The sequence below is a fragment of the Avibacterium paragallinarum genome (assembly GCF_900450705.1).
Classification (GTDB): domain Bacteria; phylum Pseudomonadota; class Gammaproteobacteria; order Enterobacterales; family Pasteurellaceae; genus Avibacterium; species Avibacterium paragallinarum.
The window spans coordinates 118731-144071 of the sequence record NZ_UGHK01000002.1 but is presented as its reverse complement, the minus strand read 5'-3'; the positions used below and the strand labels follow the sequence as shown (position 1 = coordinate 144071).

At 40.6% G+C, this 25341-nt stretch carries 18 protein-coding genes and 1 pseudogene; 16 read left to right on the top strand and 3 right to left on the bottom strand.

What is annotated here, in order from left to right; genetic code table 11:
- The first annotated feature begins 200 nt into the window (after window positions 1-200).
- The 5 genes and pseudogenes from DXZ23_RS05160 to purU all read left to right on the top strand — a co-directional run bounded on the left by DXZ23_RS05160 (window position 201) and on the right by purU (window position 4618).
- Window positions 201-851 (top strand): IS1595 family transposase, encoded by a 651-nt coding sequence (locus tag DXZ23_RS05160; RefSeq protein ID WP_114995444.1) that lies wholly within the window; start codon window positions 201-203, stop codon window positions 849-851.
- A gap of 38 nt (window positions 852-889) precedes the next feature.
- A pseudogene (locus DXZ23_RS05155) lies at window positions 890-1540 on the top strand (IS1595-like element ISHpa1 family transposase).
- A 140-nt stretch (window positions 1541-1680) separates the two neighbouring features.
- The gene (locus tag DXZ23_RS05150) at window positions 1681-2808 is read left to right on the top strand and encodes an ROK family protein (RefSeq protein WP_017806591.1); all 1128 of its coding nucleotides are present in this window, start codon (window positions 1681-1683) and stop codon (window positions 2806-2808) included.
- A gap of 64 nt (window positions 2809-2872) precedes the next feature.
- Entirely contained in the window at window positions 2873-3601 is a 729-nt protein-coding gene (gene bioD / locus DXZ23_RS05145; protein ID WP_017806592.1) for a dethiobiotin synthase, read from the top strand.
- A 180-nt stretch (window positions 3602-3781) separates the two neighbouring features.
- Entirely contained in the window at window positions 3782-4618 is an 837-nt protein-coding gene (purU, locus tag DXZ23_RS05140) for a formyltetrahydrofolate deformylase (protein WP_017806593.1), read from the top strand.
- Between the two features lie 30 nt (window positions 4619-4648).
- Here the strand turns inward: purU and DXZ23_RS05135 are convergent, their stop codons facing one another.
- Both DXZ23_RS05135 and cls read right to left on the bottom strand, forming a co-directional pair.
- On the bottom strand, window positions 4649-5302 hold the full coding sequence (locus tag DXZ23_RS05135) for a histidine phosphatase family protein (protein ID WP_017806594.1): 654 nt from the start codon (window positions 5300-5302) through the stop codon (window positions 4649-4651).
- A 45-nt stretch (window positions 5303-5347) separates the two neighbouring features.
- Window positions 5348-6811: a cardiolipin synthase gene (gene cls / locus DXZ23_RS05130; RefSeq protein ID WP_017806595.1), complete on the bottom strand. Its 1464-nt coding sequence runs from the start codon at window positions 6809-6811 to the stop codon at window positions 5348-5350.
- A 24-nt stretch (window positions 6812-6835) separates the two neighbouring features.
- Here cls and DXZ23_RS05125 point away from each other — a divergent pair, with 24 nt between their 5' ends.
- The 6 genes from DXZ23_RS05125 (at window position 6836) to DXZ23_RS05100 (ending at window position 15508) form a co-directional block, all read left to right on the top strand.
- Window positions 6836-7540 (top strand): TIGR01621 family pseudouridine synthase, encoded by a 705-nt coding sequence (locus DXZ23_RS05125; RefSeq protein WP_017806596.1) that lies wholly within the window; start codon window positions 6836-6838, stop codon window positions 7538-7540.
- Window positions 7541-7624: 84 nt separating this feature from the next.
- Entirely contained in the window at window positions 7625-8614 is a 990-nt protein-coding gene (gene pheS / locus DXZ23_RS05120; protein WP_017806597.1) for a phenylalanine--tRNA ligase subunit alpha, read from the top strand.
- A 42-nt stretch (window positions 8615-8656) separates the two neighbouring features.
- Window positions 8657-11044, top strand: a complete 2388-nt coding sequence (gene pheT, locus DXZ23_RS05115) for a phenylalanine--tRNA ligase subunit beta (RefSeq protein WP_021724293.1) — start codon at window positions 8657-8659, stop codon at window positions 11042-11044.
- A gap of 4 nt (window positions 11045-11048) precedes the next feature.
- Window positions 11049-11345 (top strand): integration host factor subunit alpha, encoded by a 297-nt coding sequence (locus tag DXZ23_RS05110; RefSeq protein ID WP_017806599.1) that lies wholly within the window; start codon window positions 11049-11051, stop codon window positions 11343-11345.
- A 76-nt stretch (window positions 11346-11421) separates the two neighbouring features.
- Window positions 11422-11922, top strand: a complete 501-nt coding sequence (locus DXZ23_RS05105) for a C40 family peptidase (RefSeq protein ID WP_021724292.1) — start codon at window positions 11422-11424, stop codon at window positions 11920-11922.
- A gap of 340 nt (window positions 11923-12262) precedes the next feature.
- On the top strand, window positions 12263-15508 hold the full coding sequence (locus tag DXZ23_RS05100) for a S8 family serine peptidase (RefSeq protein WP_017806601.1): 3246 nt from the start codon (window positions 12263-12265) through the stop codon (window positions 15506-15508).
- Window positions 15509-15607: 99 nt separating this feature from the next.
- On the opposite strand, the gene ttcA is transcribed toward DXZ23_RS05100, so the two are convergent.
- Window positions 15608-16558 carry a tRNA 2-thiocytidine(32) synthetase TtcA gene (ttcA, locus tag DXZ23_RS05095; RefSeq protein ID WP_017806602.1) on the bottom strand — a complete coding sequence of 317 codons (951 nt, stop codon included), beginning with the start codon at window positions 16556-16558 and terminating at the stop codon, window positions 15608-15610.
- 244 nt (window positions 16559-16802) lie between these two features.
- On the opposite strand from ttcA, the gene mukF reads away from it, so the two are divergent.
- Genes mukF through mukB form a run of 5 tightly spaced genes read left to right on the top strand, consistent with a single transcriptional unit; the run spans window position 16803 to window position 25315 of the window.
- Window positions 16803-18128, top strand: coding sequence for a chromosome partition protein MukF (gene mukF / locus DXZ23_RS05090; RefSeq protein WP_017806603.1), 1326 nt, complete (start codon window positions 16803-16805; stop codon window positions 18126-18128).
- A 12-nt stretch (window positions 18129-18140) separates the two neighbouring features.
- A complete protein-coding gene (locus DXZ23_RS05085) occupies window positions 18141-19040 on the top strand; it encodes a type II restriction endonuclease (RefSeq protein WP_017806604.1) in 900 nt (299 codons plus the stop codon).
- A gap of 1 nt (window position 19041) precedes the next feature.
- The gene (locus DXZ23_RS05080) at window positions 19042-20076 is read left to right on the top strand and encodes a DNA cytosine methyltransferase (RefSeq protein WP_017806605.1); all 1035 of its coding nucleotides are present in this window, start codon (window positions 19042-19044) and stop codon (window positions 20074-20076) included.
- An 11-nt stretch (window positions 20077-20087) separates the two neighbouring features.
- Window positions 20088-20804, top strand: a complete 717-nt coding sequence (mukE, locus tag DXZ23_RS05075; RefSeq protein WP_021724291.1) for a chromosome partition protein MukE — start codon at window positions 20088-20090, stop codon at window positions 20802-20804.
- On the top strand, window positions 20804-25315 hold the full coding sequence (gene mukB / locus DXZ23_RS05070) for a chromosome partition protein MukB (protein ID WP_021724290.1): 4512 nt from the start codon (window positions 20804-20806) through the stop codon (window positions 25313-25315). The genes mukE and mukB overlap by 1 nt, the downstream gene beginning before the upstream one ends.
- Window positions 25316-25341: the final 26 nt, after the last annotated feature.

Sequence of the window (25341 nt, the reverse complement as noted above, 5' to 3'; positions counted from 1 at the left end):
TTCCAAAGTGTATTAAGGATTTGTTTTTGTGAGCTTTTCCGCAAAATTGTATTAATGTACTTGTTTTTAGGTAGGAAGCTGATATAAAAGCAAGAATTTTATTTAAAAATTTAATTAATGGTTGGGGATTATGCTTAAGGAAAGAAAACAGAATAAATTTAGGGGCTGTAGTAGATTAGTAACAATGCTATACTACAAAAATGAAGATAACATATTGTAAATTAAAGCAATCCATACAGAAAAAACTGCTTGAGTTTTTTGTCGCAGAAGTTACTGCAAGAACAGCAGCAAATTTGCTAGATATTCAACCGAATACAGCCGCTTTGTTCTACCATAAAATCAGGCTTGTGATTGGCTATCATTTATCCCTTGAAGTTAACGAGATTTTTGAGGGGGAAATTGAACTAGACGAAAGCTATTTTGGTGGTCATCGAAAGGGAAAACGAGGACGAGGACGAGGAGCGGCTGGAAAAGTTGCTGTTTTTGGGTTACTAAAACGACAAGGAAAGGTATTTACTGTTGTGGTTGAAAACACCAAGAGTGAAACATTACTCCCTGTTATTAAAAGAAAAATCAAGCCTGATAGCTGGGTTTATACGGACACTTATCGCAGTTATGATGCACTTGATGTGAGTGAATTTCACCACGAACGAATCAATCATTCCGAGCTATTTGCGGTGAAACAAAATCATATTAATGGCATTGAAAATTTTTGGAATCAGGCGAAGCGGATACTGCGAAAATATAATGGAATTAACCGAAAAAACTTTCCTTTATTCTTGAAGGAATGTGAATTTCGGTTTAACTTTGGGACACCAAAAGAGCAGTTAAAAATATTGGGGCTGTCCTAGATAACAACTAAAAAATCTATTTAGGTTAGAATGAACCAATGAGAAAAAGTCGTCTAAGTCAGCACAAACAAAATAAACTCATTGAGCTATTTGTTGCAGGTGTTACTGCAAGGACAGCAGCAGAGTTAGTCAATGTAAACAAAACGACTGCCGCATATTACTTTCATCGTTTACGCCAACTCATCTATCAAAACAGCCTTCACTTAGAGATGTTTGAAGGTGAAATTGAAGCCGATGAAAGTTATTTTGGCGGTGCTCGCAAAGGCAAACGTGGTCGTGGTGCGGCAGGGAAAATTGCGGTATTCGGGCTTCTCAAGCGCAATGGCAAGGTTTATACCGTTGCGGTTCCAAATACGCAATCTGCCACCTTGTTACCCATTATTCGGGAGCAGGTAAAGCCTGATAGTATTGTTTACACCGATAATTATCGTAGTTATGACGTGCTTGATGTGAGTGAATTTAGTCATTTTCGTATCAATCACAGCACACATTTTGCTGAAAATCATAACCACATTAACGGAATTGAGAATTTTTGAAGCCAAGCAAAACGCCATTTACGCAAATTTAATGGTATCCCAAAAGTGCATTTTGAGCTTTATTTAAAGGAATGTGAATGGCGTTTTAATTACAGCAACATAAAAAGTCAAATTTCTATTTTAAAACAATTGGTTAAAGGGAGTTTAGTCTAGTTATCTAGGACAGCCCCAAAATATTGCGAAAATGGTGTGAAATTTAGGGCTAATCTACTACAGCCCCTAAATTTTTATTAAAATTACAGCAATTAGGACGGATTTATCGCCTGATTGAGCAGTTTGAAGAAATTTCTCGTATGGATCTTTCAAAACTTTCTCGCCTTGCTCCAGCAACAATTACAACTTTAACAAGGCAATTAATTAATGAGCGATTGATTATTGAAAAAGCTGTGCGAAATACAGAATATCGCGGTCGCCCTGCGATTGGATTATGTGTTTCGCCTTTTTATTGGCAATCTCTATGTGCAGTATTAAGCGAGAATCGATTTGATATTTTTTTATGTGAACTAAATGGTACGCCCATTGCTGAGCGTTCCTTTCCATTACGCACAGAGGAGTTTGCACAGCTTGGGTCTATTTTGATTGAGTACCTAGAGATTTTTCTCCAAGAAACGAAACTTGATCCTAATAAAATCATTACCTTTTCAATCGCTGTAACTGGAATATTAGATGAAAAGCAACATTATGTTTATCAATTAGGAAATCGCCAGCTAACACTTGATTTAAAAGCGTTATTTAATCCCTATTTTAAAATGCCTATTATGGTGACAGATTATTTTCAAACTTGGTTATTTGCAGAAAGCTCAGTAGGCAGTGTTATTGGCTGTGATAACGTTTTGTTTTTACAACTCGATGAGCGGGTGAATTTAAGTGTGCTATCACAAGGCGATGTGTTACGTTGTAATAAACATCCTATAATGAAAATCGATAAACTTATTACACCGCACTTACATTCTATGCAATCTCAAATCGGGCATTCATTACCTGAAATAGAGCGTTACCAAATTATTAATCAGCTTACACATAAAGCGATTTATCAATTCATTGATTTGGCTTACCCTAATCATCAACAAGAAAATAGCATTGAAAAAATCCATTTTTTATGTGAGAAAGCACAGCATAAAGATCCTAAAGCCATTGAAATTATTCATCATATTGCCGATGTAACTGCGTACCATTTGAGCTGTTTGGTCAATATGTTCGCCTCTAAAAAAGTAATGTTACATACTTATTTATTAGCAGCTAAAGATATTTTTTTACCTTATTTAAGCCAGCGTTTAGCATTCTACCATTGTGATGTTGATGTGGTGATTAGTCGTTATAAATGGAATAGTCCTGAAGTATTAACGGCAGCAATAAAGCAAGGCATTTATGAGGGGAGCTTGATTGGTGATTTATTGAAAAATAAAGAAAAATTGTGTTAGCTCAATATTTTGTGATGTAAATTCTTTTAGAATTCCATAAAACTGGATTATAAGGAAAGATATTATGAGCTGTTTTTTTGTCACGGGGACAGATACGAATGTCGGTAAAACAGTAGCAAGCCGAGCGATTATTCAGGCATTGCAAAATGAAGGAATTCAAATTGTAGGTTATAAGCCTATCGCTTGTCGTCAAGAAGATTGGGGGTATCAAGAAGCCCCTAATTTAACTGAAAGTGATTATGGTTTAGAGAATAATTCTGATGTCTTAACATTAATGAGTGCAACAAAGGAAAGCGTTACCTATCAAGATGTAAACAGTTATAGTTTTTCTCATAAGCTGCCTATGTTAAGTGAAGAAGGGCAGCGTATTGATATTGCAAAAATTAATTATGATCTTATGGCGTTAAGTCAGCGCTTCCAATCAGTATTGGTTGAAGGGGCTTTTGGTTGGCTTACGCCAATGAACCAAGAATATAGTTTTGCAAGCTGGGCTGTTTCTCATAAAATGCCTGTTGTGCTTGTTGTGGGAATTAAGGAGGGGTGTATTAATCACGCACTGCTTACAGCTCAATCCATTGAACAATCGGGCTTGCCTTTATTAGGCTGGATTGCTAATCGAATTAACCCAGGATTAGCACATTACGCCGAGATTATTGCTATGCTTAGTGAAAAAATTGAAGCCCCTCTGCTTGGGCAGATCCCCTATGTTCATAAGCCAGAAGAGCAAGAATTAGGGCATTATATTACGAACCTTGAGCGTTTAACTTATATGCAAACAACGTTGGTAAAATAACATTATTTTATCGCCAAAATTCTTGATGTTACCTAGTATTATTTATATTATGTATGAGATTTAAACAAGATAAGATTTAGTTGATTACTTTGGTAATGGCTAAATTTTTAATAATTAGTGGCATTGTAATCGTTTATTGCATTGCTTGTATTCATAGGTTTTTAACTCAAACACAATATTATGCTAGAAAATAAAATTCTTCTTACTCATTGTCCTGATGATAAAGGGCTTATCGCAAAGATCACCAACATTTGTTATAAACATCAACTGAATATTATTCATAATAACGAATTTGTGGATTTTGACACAAAACATTTTTTTATGCGTACAGAACTCGAGGGAATTTTTAATGAGAATACCTTGCTGGAAGATCTCCGTCTTAGTTTGCCGATGGGGACGCATAATCAGTTAATCAGTGCAAAACGTAAAAGAATAGTGATTTTAGTTACCAAAGAAGCCCATTGCCTAGGTGATATTCTGATGAAAACCTCTTACGGCGGGTTAGATGTTGAAATTGCGGCGGTGATTGGTAACCACGACAATTTAAGGGGCTTAGTTGAGCGTTTTGATATTCCTTTCCATTGCGTAAGTCATTTAGGGTTGAGTCGTGTTGAGCACGATAAATTATTGGCTGAAAAAATCGATGAATACAGCCCAGATTATATCGTATTAGCCAAATATATGCGGGTATTAAATCCTGAATTTGTGGCTCGTTATCCTAATCGTGTGATAAATATTCACCATTCATTTTTGCCTGCTTTTATTGGGGCAAAACCCTATCAACAAGCCTACGAGCGAGGCGTGAAAATTATTGGAGCGACAGCACATTTTATTAATAATGAGCTTGATGAAGGTCCAATTATTATGCAGAACGTCATTAATGTTGATCATACTTATAGTGCGGAAGCGATGATGAAAGCAGGGCGGGATGTTGAAAAAACCGTTTTAACCAGAGCGTTAGACTTAGTCTTGCAAGATCGCGTTTTTGTGTATAAAAATAAAACGATTATTCTTTAACCCTATAAAAGCAGCGAAATTGCCGCTTTTTTATGCGATGTAATTCAAATGCTCCGTCCCATTCACCACCTCTAAACTAAACCGTCCTAGTGTTTCGTTTTCAGATTGTTCATAGCGAACAATGCTGATTGAGGTATTAGCAAGGCGTGTAACACGGGGATTTTCTCGATGGGTTTGCCAGCTTGAGCCGTCAAGTAAGGCGAGGAGCAAATGTAGGGTATGCCCGTGAGAAACCACCAAAATATTCCCCTTGTCGTGAACTTGAATAATGTCATAAATTGCCTGCATTGCCCGTTCTGCCAGCTCTGCAAAGGTTTCACCACCGTTGCTTTTAGCCTGATAGTTGGCTGGGGATTGCGTCATTTGTTGGTATTCTTCGCTATGACGAATGCTGTCCACCAACACGCCCTCCCAAGCGCCGAAAAAATGTTCGTTTAAGCCTTTGTGCTGAAAGAAAGGAATATTTCGCTCACCAAGAATGTATTGCGTGGTATCCATTGCCCGTTTTAGCACACTGGAATAGGCTGCAATGAAAGGCACATCAGCTAAGTATTTACCTGTTTTGATCGCACCTTCTATGCCTTCCACCGTTAATGGCGAATCCCCTTGACCTTGTAATAAGCCTTTTTCATTCCATTCCGTGCGTCCGTGCCGTACAAAATAAAAGCTAAGTTGTTTTTTCATTGCTTCCTCAATCAGTGTAAAAATAGGTAAAATTCATACCGCACTTTATAACAGCGGGCTGAATAAGAAAAATAAACGTTCAATCACGCGTTGATACACGGGGCGTTTCACCCAATCTTCATAGCCTAAAAGTGAGGCGTGCTGGCGATAGTTTTGTTGTAACAACGTCACTTCATTGGCGAATGCCACGTCTTCCACCACCATTGTTACTTCAAAGTTCAACATAAAACTCCGCATATCCATATTCACCGTGCCAACTAAGGCGAGGCGGTTATCAATCAACACACTTTTGGTATGCAACAAGCCTTGTTCAAATTGATAAATTTTTACCCCCGCCGCAAGCAAGTCTTCAAAGAAAGTGCGGCTCGCCCAGCTCACCATTAAGGAATCATTTTTCTTCGGCAGAATGAGGGTTACCTCAACACCACGCAACGCGGCAATGCGTAAGGCTTCGGCGATGCTGTGGCTTGGCACAAAATAAGGCGAGGTAATGGTGATACTTTTCCGTGCGGAAAAAATGGCAATCGAAAGAGATTGTGCCATTAAATCATCAGGAAAGCCCAGACCCGTGGCAAGAATTTGTACGGCGTGAGAGTTATTATGATCAACGGGTAACAAAGGGCAATCTGGCAATTGCAATGGGATTTCTTTGTCCGTTTCAATTTGCCAATCCCACGCATATAGCCCGTTTAACACCGCAGACACCGCCCCGTTAATGCGAACCATAATGTCCACCCATTCACCAACGTGGCTGTTTTGTTTGAAGTATTTGGGATCAACCATATTCATACTGCCCGTGTAAGCAATTTGATTATCGATCACAATAATTTTGCGGTGTTGGCGTAAATCAATACGGCTAAAAAACATACGCAGTAAATTAACATGTAGCGCTTCGGTGATCTCAATGCCCGCCTCTTTCATTTGACGATAATTTTGGCTTTTGAAAAATTGGCGGCTGCCAACACTATCCAGTAATAACCGCACTTTTACTCCGCGTTGTTGGGCGGCGATGAGCGCGGTTTGCACCTCTTGCACTAAGCCACCATTCCACCAAATATAGAACACCATATTAATGCTATGTTTAGCTTGGTGAATGTCTTGAATAATGCTTTTTATAATGCTCTCAGGGGTATCTAAAATATGCAGTTCATTACCCAGCACACAAGGGATATTCAAACGGCTTTTCGCTAGATCAAATATCGGGCGATAGAGCAGGGTATTATGATGATTAATCAACTGCGGGCATTGGGAGAAGCTACCAAACCATTGATTGAATTTAGGAGCAAGGCGGCGGAACGTGTTCGCACGCTTTGTTCCCAATCTCACTTCGCCAAAAATTAAATAGGCGAGGATTCCCACCACTGGCACTAAATAGATGATCATCAACCACGACAGCATCGCGGAAACCGATTGTTTCTTGATCACTAAACGCATTGTAATGGAGATCGTTAAAATCCAAATTAGGACAGGCAGCAGATATGCTATAATTTGTTCAAAAGAAAAACTCATTGATTTTTAACCGCACTTTTATTAATGACTACGACACCTATCACAACACCTATTTTCGACATTGTGTTTCGGCACGCGGATTTTATCATTATTCACAAGCCTTGTGGGATTTCTGTGCATAAAGATGATCAAGCCGTTGGTCTAACCAGCCTAGTGGCGCAACAATTAAATGTGCCTCAAGTGTGGCTGGTTCATCGCCTCGACAAAGTAACGTCGGGGCTATTGATCCTCGCCTTGAATGCCCAAGCGGCGGCAGAACTGTCGCGTTTATTTGCTGATCATTTAATCGAAAAAACCTACCTTGCCTTATCCGCTGAGAAGCCGAAGAAAAAGCAAGGGCGAATCGTGGGGGATATGAAAAAATCCCGCAACGGCAGTTGGAAACTCTGCCAAACTAAGGAAAACCCTGCGATAACAAGGTTTTATTCTGTGAGCCTTGACGCCCCTGTACGGCTGTTTTTTCTCTTTCCCAAAACAGGCAAAACCCATCAATTACGCGTTGCGATGAAAAGCCTCGGTAGCCCTATTTTAGGCGATGTGCTTTATGGCGGAAATAAGCAAAAATCTGACCGCACTTATTTGCATTGCTATCAACTGCGATTTGCTTACCAACAGCAACAAATTTGCGTCAAAACCTTACCCAAAACAGGGGAATTTTTCACCGCACTTGGTTTAGCAGAAAAAATCGCCCAATGGGCGGCGGAGAATAATTGCGAAAAACCAGAATAAAAACGTGATTTTTTAAGGCGTTAGTATTATTATTAAGGCATTTTTTCAACTCTTATCAGATTTATTTACTCATAGAGGATAGGTATGCAACACCTTAAAGACATTACAGAACAGGCAAAAGACGCGATTGAGAAATTGCACGATAAAAGCCTCGAAACCCTAGATGCGATTCGCGTAGAATATTTTGGTAAAAAAGGGCATTTTACCCAATTAATGCAAGGGTTGCGTGATATTGCCGCCGAAGAACGTCCTGCAATGGGAGCGAAAATTAATGAGGCAAAACAGAAAGTTTTAGACTTATTAAACAGCAAAAAGGCTGAGTGGGAGCAAGAAGCCTTAAATGCTCAGCTTGCCAAAGAAAGTATTGACGTGAGCTTGCCGGGGCGTAAAACGGAACTTGGTGGCTTGCACCCTGTTTCTGTAACCATTGGGCGTGTGGTGAGCTTTTTCTCTAATTTAGGTTTCACGGTGGAAGTGGGGCCTGAAATTGAAACGGATTATTACAATTTTGATGCGTTAAATATCCCCGCTCATCACCCCGCACGAGCCGATCACGATACTTTCTGGTTTGATGCACAGCGTTTATTGCGTACCCAAACCTCTGGGGTGCAAATTCGTACAATGGAAAAAGCCAAACCACCTATCCGTATTATCGCGCCAGGGCGTGTTTATCGTAATGATTACGACCAAACCCACACCCCAATGTTCCACCAAATTGAATTACTTTATGTGGATAAGCACGCCAATTTCACCGAATTAAAAGGTCTGTTACACGATTTCTTGCGTGCATTCTTTGAAGAAGATTTAAAAGTGCGTTTCCGCCCATCTTATTTCCCATTTACCGAGCCTTCCGCTGAGGTTGATGTAATGGGGAAAAATGGCAAATGGCTTGAAGTGTTAGGTTGTGGAATGGTTCACCCTAATGTGTTACGCAATGTGGGGATTGATCCTGAAGAATATTCTGGCTTTGCGGTGGGTATGGGCGTAGAGCGTTTAACAATGCTTCGTTACAATGTAACAGATTTGCGTTCATTCTTTGAAAACGATCTGCGTTTCTTAAAACAATTTAAATAATTAATCTGATTGACCGAATAAAATTTACGATAGAGAAAGAATATGAAATTTAGTGAATTATGGGTGCGTGAATGGGTAAATCCTGCCATTAGCACTGAACAATTATGTGATCAAATTACTATGCTCGGCTTGGAAGTTGATGGCGTTGAGCCAGTGGCTGGAGCATTTTCAGGTGTTGTGGTGGGTGAAGTGGTGGAATGCGCTCAACACCCCGACGCAGATAAATTACGCGTAACCAAAGTGAATGTAGGCGGTGATCGTTTGTTAGACATCGTCTGCGGTGCACCAAATTGCCGTCAAGGCTTAAAAGTGGCTTGTGCGGTAGAAGGGGCAGTGCTACCGGGTGATTTTAAAATTAAGAAAACCAAATTGCGTGGGCAACCCTCTGAAGGAATGCTGTGTTCATTTAGCGAACTCGGTATTTCTGACGATCATAACGGCATTATTGAATTGCCTGCTGACGCACCAGTGGGAACAGATTTGCGTGAATATTTGCAATTAAATGATAACAGCATTGAAATCAGCTTAACGCCAAATCGTGCGGACTGTTTAAGCATTGCGGGGATTGTGCGTGAAGTGGGCGTGGTAAATCAAGCAGCAGTAAATGCCCCTGTGATTGAAGCCGTGCCAGCGACCATTGCGGACAAAGCACAAATTGAGGTATTAGCCCCTGAAGCTTGCCCTCGTTATTTATTGCGTGTGGTTAAAAATGTGAACGTAAAAGCGGAACCCCCGATTTGGCTAAAAGAAAAATTACGCCGTTGCGGTATCCGCTCTATCGATCCTGTAGTGGATATTACCAATTATATTTTGCTTGAACTCGGTCAGCCAATACACGCTTTTGATGCCGCCAAAGTGGCACAACCTGTGCAAGTGCGTATGGCGAAAGAGGGCGAAGAGCTGGTGTTATTAGACGGCACAACGGCTAAATTACAACCAAATACCCTTGTCATTGCGGATCAAAATGGGCCATTAGCAATGGCAGGTATTTTCGGCGGTGAAGCAAGTGGTGTAAACGCCGAAACCAAAGATGTCATTCTTGAAGCGGCATTTTTCGCCCCATTAGCTATTACTGGCCGAGCCAGACAATACGGCTTGCATACCGATGCTTCACACCGTTTTGAGAGAGGTGTGGATTTTAATCTTCAGCATAAAGCAATGGAACGTGCAACCGCATTATTGTTAGAAATTTGCGGTGGGGAAGCCTGTGAAATTTGCGAAGTGGTCAGCGAAGCTGATTTACCAAAAGTGAAACAAGTGCAATTACGCCGTGAAAAATTGGATCACTTATTAGGTCATCATATCCCAACGGAAACCGTTACAGACATTTTGCAACGTTTAGGCTTACAAGTGAGCTACCAAGAGGGTTTATGGACAGCTATTTCACCAAGCTGGCGTTTTGATATTGAGATTGAAGAAGACTTAATCGAAGAAGTGGCGCGCATTTACGGTTATAACAACATTCCGAACAATGCCCCATTAGCCCATTTACAAATGAAGCCAATCCCTGAAAGCTTGCTTGAAATGGTGCGTGTGCGTACCGCTTTTGTGGATAGCGATTATCAAGAAGTGGTGTCTTATAGCTTTGTTGATCCTGAAGTGCAACAACTTTTACACCCAGAGCAAGAAGCGTTAATTTTACCAAATCCGATTTCGCGTGAAATGTCAGCAATGCGTGTTTCCTTGCTCCTAGGTTTATTAACCACGATTGCCTATAACCAAAACCGTCAGCAAAGTCGTGTGCGTATTTTTGAGAGCGGACTACGCTTTATTCCTGATGCGGAAGCGGAAAGTGGCGTGCGTCAAGAATATGTTATCGGTGCAGCGATTGTAGGGGATAAACGCCCTGTTCACTGGGAACAAAAAGGGGAAAACGTTGATTTCTTTGATCTTAAAGGGGATTTAGAGCGAATTTTATCCTTAACAAAGTCTGGAAATCGTTTGCGTTTTGTTGCAAAATCATACCCAGCGTTACATCCTGGGCAATCTGCTGCCATTATCCTTGATGATAAAGAAATCGGCTATATCGGTACGGTTCACCCGAAAGTGGTGCAACAATTAGGGTTATCGGGTAAACCGATTGTCTTTGAAATTGAATGGGCGCCAATTGCAGAACGCACTGTGCCTAATGCCAAAGAGATTTCTCGTTTCCCAGCGAACAAACGGGATCTTGCTATCGTCGTGGATAGTGCAACGCCAGCGGGTGATGTGCTAGAAGTTTGTCGCCAAGCAGGTGGAAAACAACTTGTAAATGTGAGCCTGTTTGACGTGTATCAAGGGGCGAATTTACCAGAAGGTAAGAAAAGTTTAGCCATTAGCTTAACCATTCAAGATACTGAAAAAACCCTTGAGGAAAAAGAGATTAATGCGGTAATTTCAGCAGTATTAGACGCATTAAAACAACGCTTTGATGCTTATTTGAGAGATTAATATTATGACATTGACCAAAGTTGAATTAGCCAACAGCTTAATTGAAAAGCACAATTTAAATAAACGTGATGCCAAAGCCTTGGTGGAAAGTTTTTTTGAAGAAATTCGTGTCGCACTAGAAAACGGGCAGGAGGTAAAATTATCAGGATTTGGTAATTTTGAATTGCGTGATAAGGCTTCTCGCCCTGGACGCAACCCCAAAACAGGGGAAAGTGTTCCCGTTTCTGCACGCCGTGTTGTGGTGTTCAAACCCGGTCAGAAATTGCGTTCTCGTGTAGAAAAATCAAGACCAAAAGGGTAATGATTTTCTGGCAAACTATCTGCGTTATTGCAGATAGTTTTTTTACCCTTTCTTCTCGTTAAAATATAGGTAAAAAATGCGTTTAGCGAATAGTCTTTTTGTCATTTTAGGAATGACGATGTTGGCAGCTTGCTCAAGCACTTCGTCATCTCATCATCATAGCACAGGGCGAAGTATTTCATATCAAGGAAGCCTTGCCGATCAAATTATGGCGATTACGTTATTGACAGAGCATCAACGCGAATGGGCTGGCACGCCGTATCGATTAGGCGGGCAAAGCCGCCGTGGCATTGATTGTTCTGGCTTTGTACAGAAAACATTTCTTGAGCGTTTCAATATTCAGCTGCCTCGCACCACAAAGGAGCAGGTCAAATATGGCACAAGAATAGCAAAAGAAGAAATCCAAACAGGAGATTTGGTGTTTTTTAAAACGGGGCGTGGACCAAATGGTTATCACGTTGGTATTTATGTACAAAATGATCAGTTCCTTCACGCCTCCACAAAAGGGGGAGTTATTTATTCTTCATTAAACAGCCCTTACTGGAAACGTACTTATTGGCAGGCTCGTCGAATGTAAATATTGAAAAGTACAAAAATAAAAGAGCGGTAGAAAAACTTACATTTTTTATACCGCTCTTTTTCTATAGATAACTTTCTATAGTAATTTGGCTTAATAGGGAAATTGACGATGGTTTGTTCAGGTTTATTTTTCCTGTGGTAGGGAACATTGATCTTGCGCATTGTTAAATAAACTAAAGTCTATTTTATTGAGAAAATGATAAATCTGATTTACGCTATCACCTACAGTCGTATATAATAAAGCCCAAGCTGACTTTAATTGATCTTGTTGTCAATTTATTCAGTGGTTACCTTATTATTTTTATAAATGACACTTAATTTTTACTATTACAATCCTTATGAAAACACATTCTTTACATCTTACCCCTATCACCTTAGCGTTGGCGGTGGCATTGAACAGTCATTACCTGTTCGCAGCTGATACCTTTAATCGCCAAAGTGCGGTTGAAAAATTAAAAGATTTATCTGAATCCACTGAACAGTTCGGTTTTTGGCAAGATTCCGATCGTTATCATAACAATAATAAAAATATTGCTAATGCTGTTGCGTTATTAGTGGATACTGGAGTGGATAGTCGATCTTTTGGTGCAAGTGAGCTTTATTCTGAAGGCATCAAAACCATACCTTACGGGAAAAATCAATTTGAAGTTGTTACCACATTGAGCCCTGATAAATTTGATTATGTATTCCACGGAACTAAAATGGGGCGCGTATTGCTTAATACTGCTGGCAGTGGGCAATTATATGTGGTACAAGGCCTAAAAGGGGGAGACAGCTACTGGAAACCTTTGTTAAATGGCACTTATCAAGCTAATGAACGTTTATACCAGCAAACACAGCAGTATGCGACGGTTGTTTCGAATGCTTGGACAGATAATGGTATTTTCAGTGATTCTAAACAAGCTTATTGGGAAGCTATCCAAAAAATTTACGCTCAAGGTTCGCTACAAGTGATGGCAACAGGAAATAGTACGTTAGACGACTATTTCAGCAAAAATCCTTCTGCTACGATTGAAACCTTAGTGCCTTATGCGGATCAAAATGCGATCAAAGAAGGTTTTATTGCGGTAACTGGAGTTAAAAATGATGGAATAAAAGTTTTCCAACCTTGTGGTAAAGCAAAGTCCTTTTGTTTAACTGCGACAGTGAGCACAAGAATTCGCTATATTGATCCAGATACCAATAGCGCAACTTATAGTACCCCAGGAGGCAGTTCCAGTGCAACGGCCTATACCAGTGGTGTTGCCCTTGCGTTGAAGCAAAAATATGATTGGTTTAGTGCCAAAGATATTAAAAATACCCTTTTCACCACAGCGATTGATCGCGGAGATACTGGGATTGATGCCATTTGGGGCGTAGGTGAACTTGATAAAAATCGTGCGTTGTTAGGCTATGGACGTTTTGATGCAGATAAGAATAATGATCTTAATGTAACTGGTGTCGCTCAACGCTATTATTTTGATAATAATATTGCTGGAGACGGTGGATTTATTAAACGCGGTGAAAAGGAGTTGGTACTCAATGGCGATAACACTTTCGCTGGCATAGGGGTGATTAAACAGGGTAAAGTCACGTTAAATGGCGATAATACAGCCAGTTTTACGGTGGAAAAAGATGGCACGCTGGCTTCAGGTACACGTTTTAAACTTGATCGGAGCTCAATGCAGTCACTTCCTATTACCTCTGGTTCGGTGGATAATGCGGGAACCCTAGAGTCTCTTAATCGTACGAACTGGAAAATTAACGGCGATTTAACAAACCAAGATTCAGGCGTGATTAATAAAAATATTGGCGCTAAAATTGAGGTTACTGGCACGGCAACCTTAGGTGGGAAGTTAAATGTGCGCAATATCGCCACAGGCTATATTCCCAAAACAGGCCACCGTGAAGTGCTGCTAGAGGCAGGCAATTTTGTTGATCGCGGCATTCAGCTTTCTATTGACTCAGCGCTATTGGCTGTGGCAGATACTATTGCCTTTGATCAAGACAAAAAACAAATCTATGTAGGTTTAGCACGACGTTCTGTACGCGAAGCCTTCGAAGAACAAGCATCGCCTAATCCTCAACCAAGTGAAGAACCAACTATTACCGAGGTGGCAGAGAAAGAACCTCTTGTTGAAACGGCAGAGCAAAATCAAGCGCAGCCAGCAGAAGAGAGCAATAATCCAGTTTCTGCCCCTGAAACTAACACTTCACCACCTATCGTAATGGTTGATGATAAACAAATTGAATCTACAACGATTGTGCCTGATGAGAAAAATGAGATTATCTCTGATCAAACGCAATTCATTGAAATGGTTAAGAATAAGGAAATTACGCCATCGGCTGATGCACCAGCGAAAAGCGTGGAAGAGAATGAGCCAGAAGAAGCGACATCACTGCCTGCTGAATCAGAAAGTGAAACCGTGAAAAATAATAAAACTGAGCAAGACGCATCTTTATCAGATGATATTGATGATACGTCCATTAAAATGGTAGAGAATCATTCCAAAGACCAGGCTGAAATGACCGTGGTTTCTTCTGGTATAGCAGAACAAGGAGAGCAAAAACAATATTTTGGTTGGCTGAATGATGCAGAAGTAATGGATAATTTATCTGCACAATTTGATAAGTTAAATGCTCAAGCTATGCTTACTGCCGAACAGCAAAAGTGGTATGCAGAATTATTAAATAAAGATGCTAACCATTTTGCAGAATATGTTTTTGCTCAAGGTTTCCAGACAGTAGTACACCAGCAACAGGCAAGCTTAAATGAACAGCAAAATGCGAGTTTACGTTGGGTAAATGACGGGCTTAATCGTCGCCATAGCACCCTTTGGGTGAGTGTGGATAAAACGAGTAATCACCCTGATTTAACTTATATAAATGCTGACTTCAAGGCGGATATGCTTTCACTGAATGGATTAAAAGTGGAGGATAAGCATCGATTAATGGTGCGTTTAAGTCGCAATAATCAGCGTTATGAGGAAAATTACCAAGCCGTTCATAAAACAGTTAAAGAACGCTCGGTGCAAGGACAGTTAGCTTATGGCTATGATTTTTCCCCATTCTTGTCATTGATTGGTTCGGCTAGCTATGGCAAAGGAAAGGTGAAATATCAAACACAGTTTAATGGCATCAGTCAGATAAATGATGGTCATTTGACAAGTTACGGCGCAAGTCTTGCTCTTGCATTGCGTTATCCAATTAGCTCCCAATGGCAATGGGAAAATATGATAAGCTTTGGCTATGGGCAGCAAAAATTGACGAATTTAGCCTTGTCAGATGTCAGCAAAATCCGTTCATTGAAAACAACCCTAACCAGCTTAGGGGGAATCTCTACATTAAGTTACCAATGGGGTGGCTTGAATGCCTTTGCGCAGTTTATGGTGCAAAAGAACTTATCAAGCAAAACCACGGGTGAGGCAGAATATGTAGGAATTCCAGTGCATATCGCGCAACAAGAACGGATTTATCCTCAGTTACAACGCCAAATTGGCTTAGGTGTAGGGTATCAATATGCCAATTGGAAAATTGCCGCTAGTGCTAATGTTGGCAATGCCGATCAACGAAACGTACATTTTGATGTAGGTTATCTTTTCTAGATGTTAAAAAGAGTAAGAGCACGGCATTCCGTGCTCTTTTTTTTTTAGGGATTACATTACGGTAGTAAAAATTAACCTGTAGAGGCTATCATTAATCAACTAATCAACCACTTTAAAGGTTATTTGCTCATTTTGGCTGAAATCTGTTTGTTCATCTTCATCTTGGAATAATGGGGTAGCAGGCAGATCTTGTTTATCAAAAGCAATATCCCCCTCCACGCCATCTAAGTTTTGTCCGCGTTGGATATCTTTGAAATTAAACAAATTTTTATCGCATAAATGGGACGGGACAATATTTTGCATTGCACTGAACATTGTTTCGATACGTCCTGGGTATTGGCGATCCCATTTTTGCAACATTTCTTTCACCACTTGGCGTTGTAAATTGGGCTGTGAGCCACAGAGATTACAAGGAATAATCGGGAATTGTTTCGCAACGGCATATTTTTCAATGTCTTTTTCTTTGCAATATGCCAAAGGGCGGATCACAATTTGATTGCCATCATCGCTGATTAATTTTGGGGGCATTGATTTGAGTTTGCCGCCATAGAACATATTCAAAAACAAGGTTTCTAACATATCATCACGGTGATGCCCGAGTGCGATTTTAGTTGCACCTAGCTCGGTCGCCGTGCGGTATAAAATCCCTCGTCTGAGGCGTGAGCAAAGGGAGCAGGTGGTTTTTCCCTCTGGGATTTTTTCTTTTACAATCCCATAGGTATTTTCCTCGACGATTTTATAATCCACGCCGATACTGGCTAAATATTCAGGTAAAACCTGTTCGGGAAAGCCTGGTTGTTTTTGATCTAGATTTACGGCCACAATGTCAAAATGAATCGGCGCGTTGAGGCGTAAATTGAGCAAAATATCCAATAGGGTATAGCTGTCTTTCCCTCCAGACAAACACACCATTACCTTATCGCCATTTTCAATCATATTAAAATCGGCAATGGCCGCGCCCACATTACGGCGTAGGCGTTTTTGTAACTTATTGAAATTATAGATTTGTTTCTTATTTTTTTCGTTTTGAGAAGTTAGATTTTCGCTCATTGGATTTATTATTCGGTTAGGTCAAGTTAAAAAACTTGCGTATAGTAAGGGGTAATCGCATTTTTTCCAATAGGCATTATGCGGGTTTTAAGGGGAAGCGTAAAAAACGTAGTAAATTTAGACCGCACTTTGATTTTCCACAGCATAAAAAATGGGGCAAAAAAACGATCTACAAGATCGGGAAAAAATCCTGTATAATCAAGCCAATTTTTGTCTAATTTTTATTTGCTTGTGAGAAAACACAATGCTTGAAACATCACAAACAATCCCTGAATTGGTTTCTTGGGCGAGGGAGCGGGAGTTTTCTCTCAGCCTGCCTACAGAGCGTTTAGCCTTTTTGCTTGCCATTGCGATTTATAATAATGAACGCTTAGATGGCGAAATGCTCGAAACGGATTTAGTGGATATTTTTCGTCATATCGCCTCAGCCTTTGAGCAATCTTCAGACAATATCGCCACCAAAGCCAACAATGCCATTAATGAATTGGTGAAACAGCGTTTTCTTAACCGTTTTAGCAGTGAATTTACTGAGGGGCTAGCGATTTACCGTTTAACGCCGCTTGGGGTTGGCGTGTCAGATTATTATATTCGCCAGCGTGAATTTTCTGCCTTACGCCTTTCTGTGCAATTAGCCATTGTGGCTGATGAAATCCAAAGTGCTTCAGAGGCAGCCGAGCAAGGTGGCGATGAACATCATTGGCGGCGTAATGTGTTTGCTCCGTTGAAATTTTCGGTGGCGGAGATTTTTGACAGTATCGATCTTTCTCAGCGAATTATGGACGAAAATCAGCAAAGCATTAAAGAAGAAATCGTTGAATTATTAACCAAAGATTGGCAGGCGGCGATTTCAAGCTGTGAACGCTTACTTGATGAAACCTCGAACAATTTACGCGAGTTGCAAGATACGCTCAATTCCGCAGGTGATAAGCTCCAAGCCCAATTATTACGCATTCAAGATTCGCTAATCGGTCAAGAAAATTTATCCTTTATCGATCAACTGATTACGGATTTACAAGCCAAATTAGACCGCATTATCAGCTGGGGGCAACAGTCTATTGACTTATGGATTGGCTATGACCGCCACGTGCATAAATTTATCCGTACTGCCATTGATATGGACAAAAATCGCGTCTTTTCTCAGCGTTTACGCCAATCTATTCAACATTATTTTGATAGCCCTTGGTATTTATGGACAGCCCAAGCCGAACGTTTGGTGGATTTGCGTGATGAAGAATTAGTCTTGCGTGAAGAAGATGCCCTTGGGGAATTGCCTGAGGAATTGCAATACGAAAGTTTAGCCGATTTGCACGAACAAATTGTCGAGCATATGCAAAACTTGCTGATCGCTTATCGTGAAAACCGTCGCCCGATTAATCTCAGTGAGGTGCTTAGAACGCAACTGGAAAACTATCCGCTCGCCCGCCATTTTGATGTCGCTCGCATTATTGTGGATCAAGCGGTGCGATTGGGAATGGCAAGTGGCGACTTAAGCGGGGTTTATCCGCAATGGGAAGCCATTAACCAACAAGGGGCAGAAGTGCAAGCCCATCGAATTGATGAGTATAATTGAAAGGAATAGATAGTGGCAAAACAAGAAGATCTAGAAATATTAATTAAATTATCGGAAAAAGAAGAGAAGGAGTTCTCTAACTTTATTAAAACTAAGAGGAATGAATTAATCTCCAGCCCTAAAGACAATGCCAAAAAAGCAACAAAAGAACATAGTAAAAAAGTAGAAAAATGGTTACAAGATAAGAAAATTTCTCAAGTTATTATATATCTGAGAGAATTTGCATATAATGAATATTTAAAAGAAGAAGCTATTTTTAATGGTGTTATTTTAAAAGAGATTAGTTCAAAATTTGATACTCCTAAAGAGGTTATCAAAATACTGACAGATAAATTAATTAATGAAAATATTCAAGATTCTGAAGAAATAAGAAAAAGATTAGTTAATTTAGTTGGCGATTATGCAACTCATATTAGCCCCTATATTTATCAGCTTTGCTTAAGCAATACTCAATCAAGACGTTCAAGAGCAGGCAAGACATTTGAAGGAATTATTTACTATTTATATGAATATTTTAATTATTCTTTTGATTCTCAAACTAAAGTAGGAAAAAAATGTTTTTCGTCTTTAGGATTAGGAAAAGTTGTTGATTCTATTTTACCGAGTGTTGAAGCATTTAATGAGCGTAGGGACAAGACAATTATTGGCTCAATGAAAACAACACTCCGAGAACGTTGGCAAGAAGTTGTTGAAGAGGTTAGTCGCTCTAATATTCCTAACATTTATTTATTAACTGTAGATGATGATATTTCGGAAAGTAAAGCAATACAAATGGGAACTCATAATATTGTATTAGTTGTTTTGGATTATGTAAAAAAGCAATCTCATCTAAAAGACAAGAGAAGTATCATTGATTTTGAAACTTATTTTTTTGAAGAAATTTCTACAATTCAACATTATTGGAGTAAATAAGATGCTTAAATTTATTGATCTTTTTGCTGGAATTGGTGGAATTCGTTTAGGGATAGAACAAGTTTTTAATGATGCACGTTGTGTGTTTTCTTCAGAAATCGATAAATATGCTATAAAAACCTACCAAACAAACTTTGGCAATGAACCAGTCGCTGGAGATATTACGAAAATAAATGAGCTAGAAATACCCGATCATGATTTATTATTGGCGGGGTTTCCATGTCAACCTTTTTCACAAGCAGGATTGAAGAAAGGTTTCTCTGATACAAGAGGAACATTATTTTTTGATATAGAACGAATTTTACTGGCAAAAAAACCCCAAATATTTTTACTTGAAAATGTTAAGCAGCTAAAAGGTCATGATAACGGTAATACGCTAAAGATAATATTGGAGCATTTACAATTAGCTGGTTATAAAGTTTATGTTGATGTATTGCGTGCCAGAGATTTTGGTATCCCTCAAAATAGAGAAAGAGTATATTTAGTAGGCTTTTTAGATCATAGCCTTTCTTTCTGTTTTCCAAAACCACTAAATCGAGATACTAAAGTGGGGGATATTTTAGAAAAAGAAGTAGATAGCAAATATACAATATCGGATCGATTATGGGCTGGGCATCAACGCAGAAAAGAAGAAAATAAAAAGAATGGAAAAGGCTTTGGCTATGGTTTGTTTAATCATAATTCAGAATATACCAATACTATTTCAGCACGGTATTATAAAGACGGTAGTGAGATATTAATTGAGCAGGTAGGTAAAAATCCTCGAAAGCTTACGCCTAAAGAAGCTTCTAGATTACAAGGATTCCCTGAAAATTTTATTATTCCTGTTTCAGATGCTCAAGCTTATAAACAATTTGGTAATAGTGTATGTGTGCCAGTTATAAAAGCTATTGCAATGGAGATCAAAAACGCGATTTGCCATATTGAGAAAATGCACATAAAGAGAAATGAATCTTTTATTGCAGAAAAAAGTATTTCTCAACTTACATTAGTATCAAGAAAAAATCTTAATCAACAACTATTTTTAGATTTTTAGTAGAGAAAAATATGATTGATAATATTCAAGACATTATCCCAGCCAAATTAGCCCAAGCCATTGCTAATCCACTTTTTCCTGTGGTAGATAGCCAGTTGCGTGCGGGGCGACATATTAGTCTGGAGCAATTAGACAATCACGCCTTTTTGATGGATTTTCAGCACGAGCTGGATCATTTTTATCGCCGTTATAATGTGGAATTAATCCGTGCACCTGAGGGCTTTTTCTATTTGCGTCCTAAAGCGACCACGCTGATTGCACGTTCGATACTATCTGAATTAGAAATGTTGGTGGGGAAAGTGTTGTGCTATTTGTATTTAAGCCCTGAACGCCTTGCTCAGCAAGGAATTTTCAGCACGCAAGAAGTGTATGATGAATTGTTAAATCTCGCCGATGAAAACAAATTGCTCAAGGCGGTTAATCAACGTTCTTCGGGATCAGATTTGGATAAGCAAAAACTTGCCGAGAAAGTGCGTGCAGCATTAAATCGCTTACGCCGTTTGGGTATGATTTCAACAGTGGGCGAACAACATAGCGGTAAATTTGTTATTTCTGAAGCGGTGTTTCGTTTTGGGGCAGAAGTGCGTGCAGGTGATGACCCAATGGAAGCCCAATTACGCTTGATCCGCGAGGGAGAAGCGGCAACGCCACAGTCTTTACAAGAAGAGAAAAGTGCGGTGCTAAAAAATGACGAATTTGAAGAAATTGATGAAGAAGGGGAAGAATAATGTCGAAGGAATTTGAATTAGAAAATGATGATTTAACCCTTGTCGATCAAGAAACGGAACAGGCAGAAAACGCACAAGAAAGCCTTGTCGCCACTTCACAAAGCGTTGAGCGAGGAAAATTCCGCTCCCTTACCCTAATTAACTGGAACGGTTTTTTCGCCCGCACTTTTGATTTAGACGAACTCGTTACCACCTTATCAGGGGGAAACGGGGCAGGGAAATCCACCACAATGGCAGGTTTTGTTACTGCACTGATTCCTGATTTAACCCTTTTACATTTCCGCAACACCACTGAAGCGGGAGCGACCTCAGGCTCGCGGGATAAAGGGCTACACGGGAAATTAAAACCAGGTGTGTGTTATGCGGTGTTAGATGCGGTGAACTCACGTCATCAACGTGTTTTAGTGGGGGCAAGGCTGCAACAAGTGGCAGGACGCGATAAAAAAGTGGACATTAAAACCTTTTCTATTCAAGGTTTACCACTGTCTGTTACCCCAACCGCCGTGTTTACCGAAACCGTCAATGAACGCCAAGCACGCGTGCTAACGCTCAATGAATTAAAAGAGAAAATGGAAGCCGAAGGCGGACAATTTAAGCAATATCATTCCATCACCGATTATCACGGAATGATGTTTGATCTCGGTATTATCCCGAAACGATTACGCTCTTCATCAGATCGAAGCAAGTTTTATAAATTGATCGAAGCTTCCCTTTACGGGGGGATTTCCAGTGCGATCACCCGTTCTTTGCGTGATTACTTATTGCCCGAAAATTTGGGCGTGCGTAAAGCCTTCCAAGATATGGAAAGTGCGTTGCGTGAAAACCGAATGACCCTTGAAGCCATTAAGGTTACCCAATCCGATCGTGATTTGTTTAAACATCTCATCACCGAAACCACAAACTATGTGGCATCGGACTATATGCGTAATGCTAACGAACGCCGTGGAAATGTGGAATCGGCATTGGCTCATCGTAAAGAATGGTATTTAGCCAAATCTGAGCGGGATTTATCGCAACATCGTTTAGTAGATTTCAGCCGCGAATTGGCTGAGCTTAATGACAATGAGCAAACCTTAGAGGTGGATCACCAAAGTGCGGTGGATCATCTCAATTTAGTGTTAAATGCACTACGTCATCAAGAAAAAATTTCTCGTTATCAAGAGGACGTGGAAAGTTTACGCGAAAAATTAGAAGAACAAAAATTTGTTGTGGAAGAGGCGAGTGAGCAGCACGAAGAAAGCCAAGCCCAATTAGAGCAGTATGAGCAAGAAGTGGATCAACTGCGTGGGCAACTAGCGGACTATCAACAAGCCCTCGATGCCCAACAAACTCGAGGTTTGCAATATCAACAAGCCATTCAGGCTCTTGAAAAAGCGAAAACCCTTTGCGGTTTAGCGGATCTTTCCACTAAAAACGTGGAAGATTACCACGCCGAATTTGCTGCACAGGCAGAGGATCTCACCAACAAGGTCTTAGAGCTAGAACAAAAAATGTCTATCTCTGAAATGGCAAAATCGCAATTTGATAAAGCTTATCAACTGGTTTGCCAAATTGCCGGTGAAATGCCTCGCTCAGCGGCGTGGGAAAGTGCGAAAGCCTTATTGCGTGAATATCCAAGCCAAAAAGTGCAAGCTCAGCAAACGCCTCAACTGCGTAGCAAATTGCACGAATTAGAGCAACGTTATCAACAACAACAAAGTTCTGTGCGTTTATTAAGGGAATTTAATCAACGTGCGGAATTGCAACTGGAAAATGCGGACGACATTGAAGCCTACTATGCTGAGCAAGAAAATTTGGTCGAAGAGCTCAATGAAGAATTATCTGAACAGGTTGAGCAACGTTCGACATTACGCCAAAAACGCGAGCAATTAAACGCCCGTTATAACGAGAATGCCACTAAAGCTCCAGCGTGGCTGACCGCACAATCTGCCTTAGAGCGTTTGCAAGAGCAAAGCCATTCCCGCTTTGAAGACAGCAAAGATGTAATGAATTTTATGCAATCGCTGTTAGTAAAAGAGCGTGAATTGACGATTAAACGGGATCAGCTTGAGCAAAAACGCCAGCAACTTGATGAGCAAATTTCGCGTTTAAATCAGCCCGATGGCTCGGAAGATCCGCGTTTGAATGTGCTTGCTGAGCGGTTTGGCGGTGTGTTGCTTTCTGAACTTTATGATGATGTGCCGATTGATGACGCACCTTATTTCTCGGCATTATATGGCCCCGCTCGCCACGCCATTGTGGTGCGTGATCTGGAAGCGGTGAAAGCCCAATTAGCTCAACTTGATGATTGCCCTGATGATTTGTATCTGATTGAGGGCGATCCAAGTGCTTTTGATGACAATGTGTTATCCGCACAGGAATTAGAATTAGGCGTAGTGGTTCAGGTTTCGGATCGTCAGTTACGTTATTCTAAATTCCCTGAAATTCCATTATTTGGGCGAGCTGCACGGGAAAAACGCCTTGAGCAATTACACATTGAGCGTGATGAAATATCAGAGCAATACGCAGAATGTGCTTTTGATGTGCAAAAATGCCAGCGTTTACACGAACATTTCAGCCAGTTTGTGGGCTTACATCTTGCTTTAGCGTTCCAGCCAAATCCTGAAGAATTAATGGCAGAAATTCGCCGTGAACAAACGGAAATTGAGCGGGAATTAGGGCTGTTTAGCAGCACCGAGCAACAACTTCGTATTAAGTTAGACGGGGCAAAAGAAAAATTACAGCTACTCAATAAACTCATTCCGCAATTAAATTTACTTGATGATGAAAGTTTAATCGATCGCATTGAAGAATGCCGTGAGCAGTTGGATTTAGCGGAGCAAGACGAACATTTCATTCGTCAATATGGCGTTACATTGTCACAGCTTGAACCGATTGCCAATTCTTTACAAAGTGATCCCGAAAATTATGAGCGGTTAAAAGCGGAATACGATCACGCGGTTACTCAGCAAAAACAAGTGCAAATGCGAGTTTTTGCCCTAGCAGATGTGGCGCAACGCAAAGCCCATTTTGATTATAAAGACAGCGTACAATCAGAAACCTCCGAGCTAAACGAACAGTTGCGTCAGCGTTTAGAGCAAGTACAGCAACAGCGTGAGCAACAGCGTGAACAAGTGCGGCAAAAACAAATTCGTTTTGCTCAATACAACCAAGTGTACATTGAATTACGCAGCTCTTATGAAGAAAAAAATAAGGTGCTTAATGAACTGTTGGAAGAAATCAACCAGCTTGGCGTGCGTGCTGATGAGGGGGCAGAGCAACGTGCACAAGCCCGCCGTGATGAGCTTTCGCAACAGCTTTCAACCGTGCGTAACCGCCGCCGTTATTTAGAAAAACAATTAACGCTTATCGAAAGTGAAAGCGAAAACCTAAACCGCCGTATTCGCAAAGCGGAGCGTGATTACAAAACACAGCGTGAACTTGTGGTGGCAATGAAAGCAAGCTGGTGCGTAGTGTTGCATTTATCTCGTAATAGTGATGTGGAAAAACGCTTGAACCGCCGTGAATTAGCCTATCTTTCTGCTGATGAATTGCGTTCAATGTCAGATAAAGCCCTTGGGGCATTGCGAACCGCCGTGGCGGATAATGAATATCTGCGTGATGCCTTGCGTTCATCAGAAGATAATCGCAAGCCAGAAAACAAAGTGCGGTTCTTTATTGCGGTGTATCAGCATTTGCGTGAGCGGATTCGCCAAGACATCATCAAAACAGAAGATCCGATTGATGCCATTGAGCAAATGGAAATTGAACTTTCTCGTTTGACCGCAGAATTGACAAGTCGCGAGAAAAAATTGGCGATCAGCTCTGAAAGTGTGGCGAATATTATGCGAAAAACCATTCAACGTGAGCAAAATCGCATTCGTATGCTGAACCAAGGGTTACAAAACATCGCCTTTGGACAAGTGAAATCCGTGCGTTTAGTGGTGAATATTCGCGATACCCACGCAATGTTGCTTGATGCCTTGTCCGGTCATCAAGAAGAATATCAAGATCTGTTTAGCGATAATCGCATTACGTTCTCGGAAGCCATTGCGAAGCTGTATCAGCGATTAAATCCGCATATTGATATGGGGCAACGTACCGCCCAAACCATCGGCGAAGAGTTGCTTGACTACCGTAATTACCTCGATCTCGAAGTGGAAGTATTCCGCGGTGCAGACGGCTGGTTGCGTGCAGAAAGTGGCGCATTATCCACCGGAGAAGCCATCGGTACGGGTATGTCGATCTTGCTAATGGTGGTGCAAAGTTGGGAAGAAGAAAGCCGCCGTATTCGTGGTAAAGACATCGTGCCTTGTCGCTTGCTATTCCTTGACGAAGCGGCACGTTTAGACGGCAAATCCATCTCCACCTTATTTGAGCTTTGCTCTCGCTTGGATATGCAATTACTCATTGCTGCCCCTGAAAATATCAGCCCAGAGAAAGGTACAACCTATAAACTGGTGCGGAAAATTTCAGGCAACCAAGAGCAAGTTCACGTTGTTGGCTTGCGAGGCTTCGGCGTAAACACCTAACTTAATCAAAGTGCGGTATAAAATTC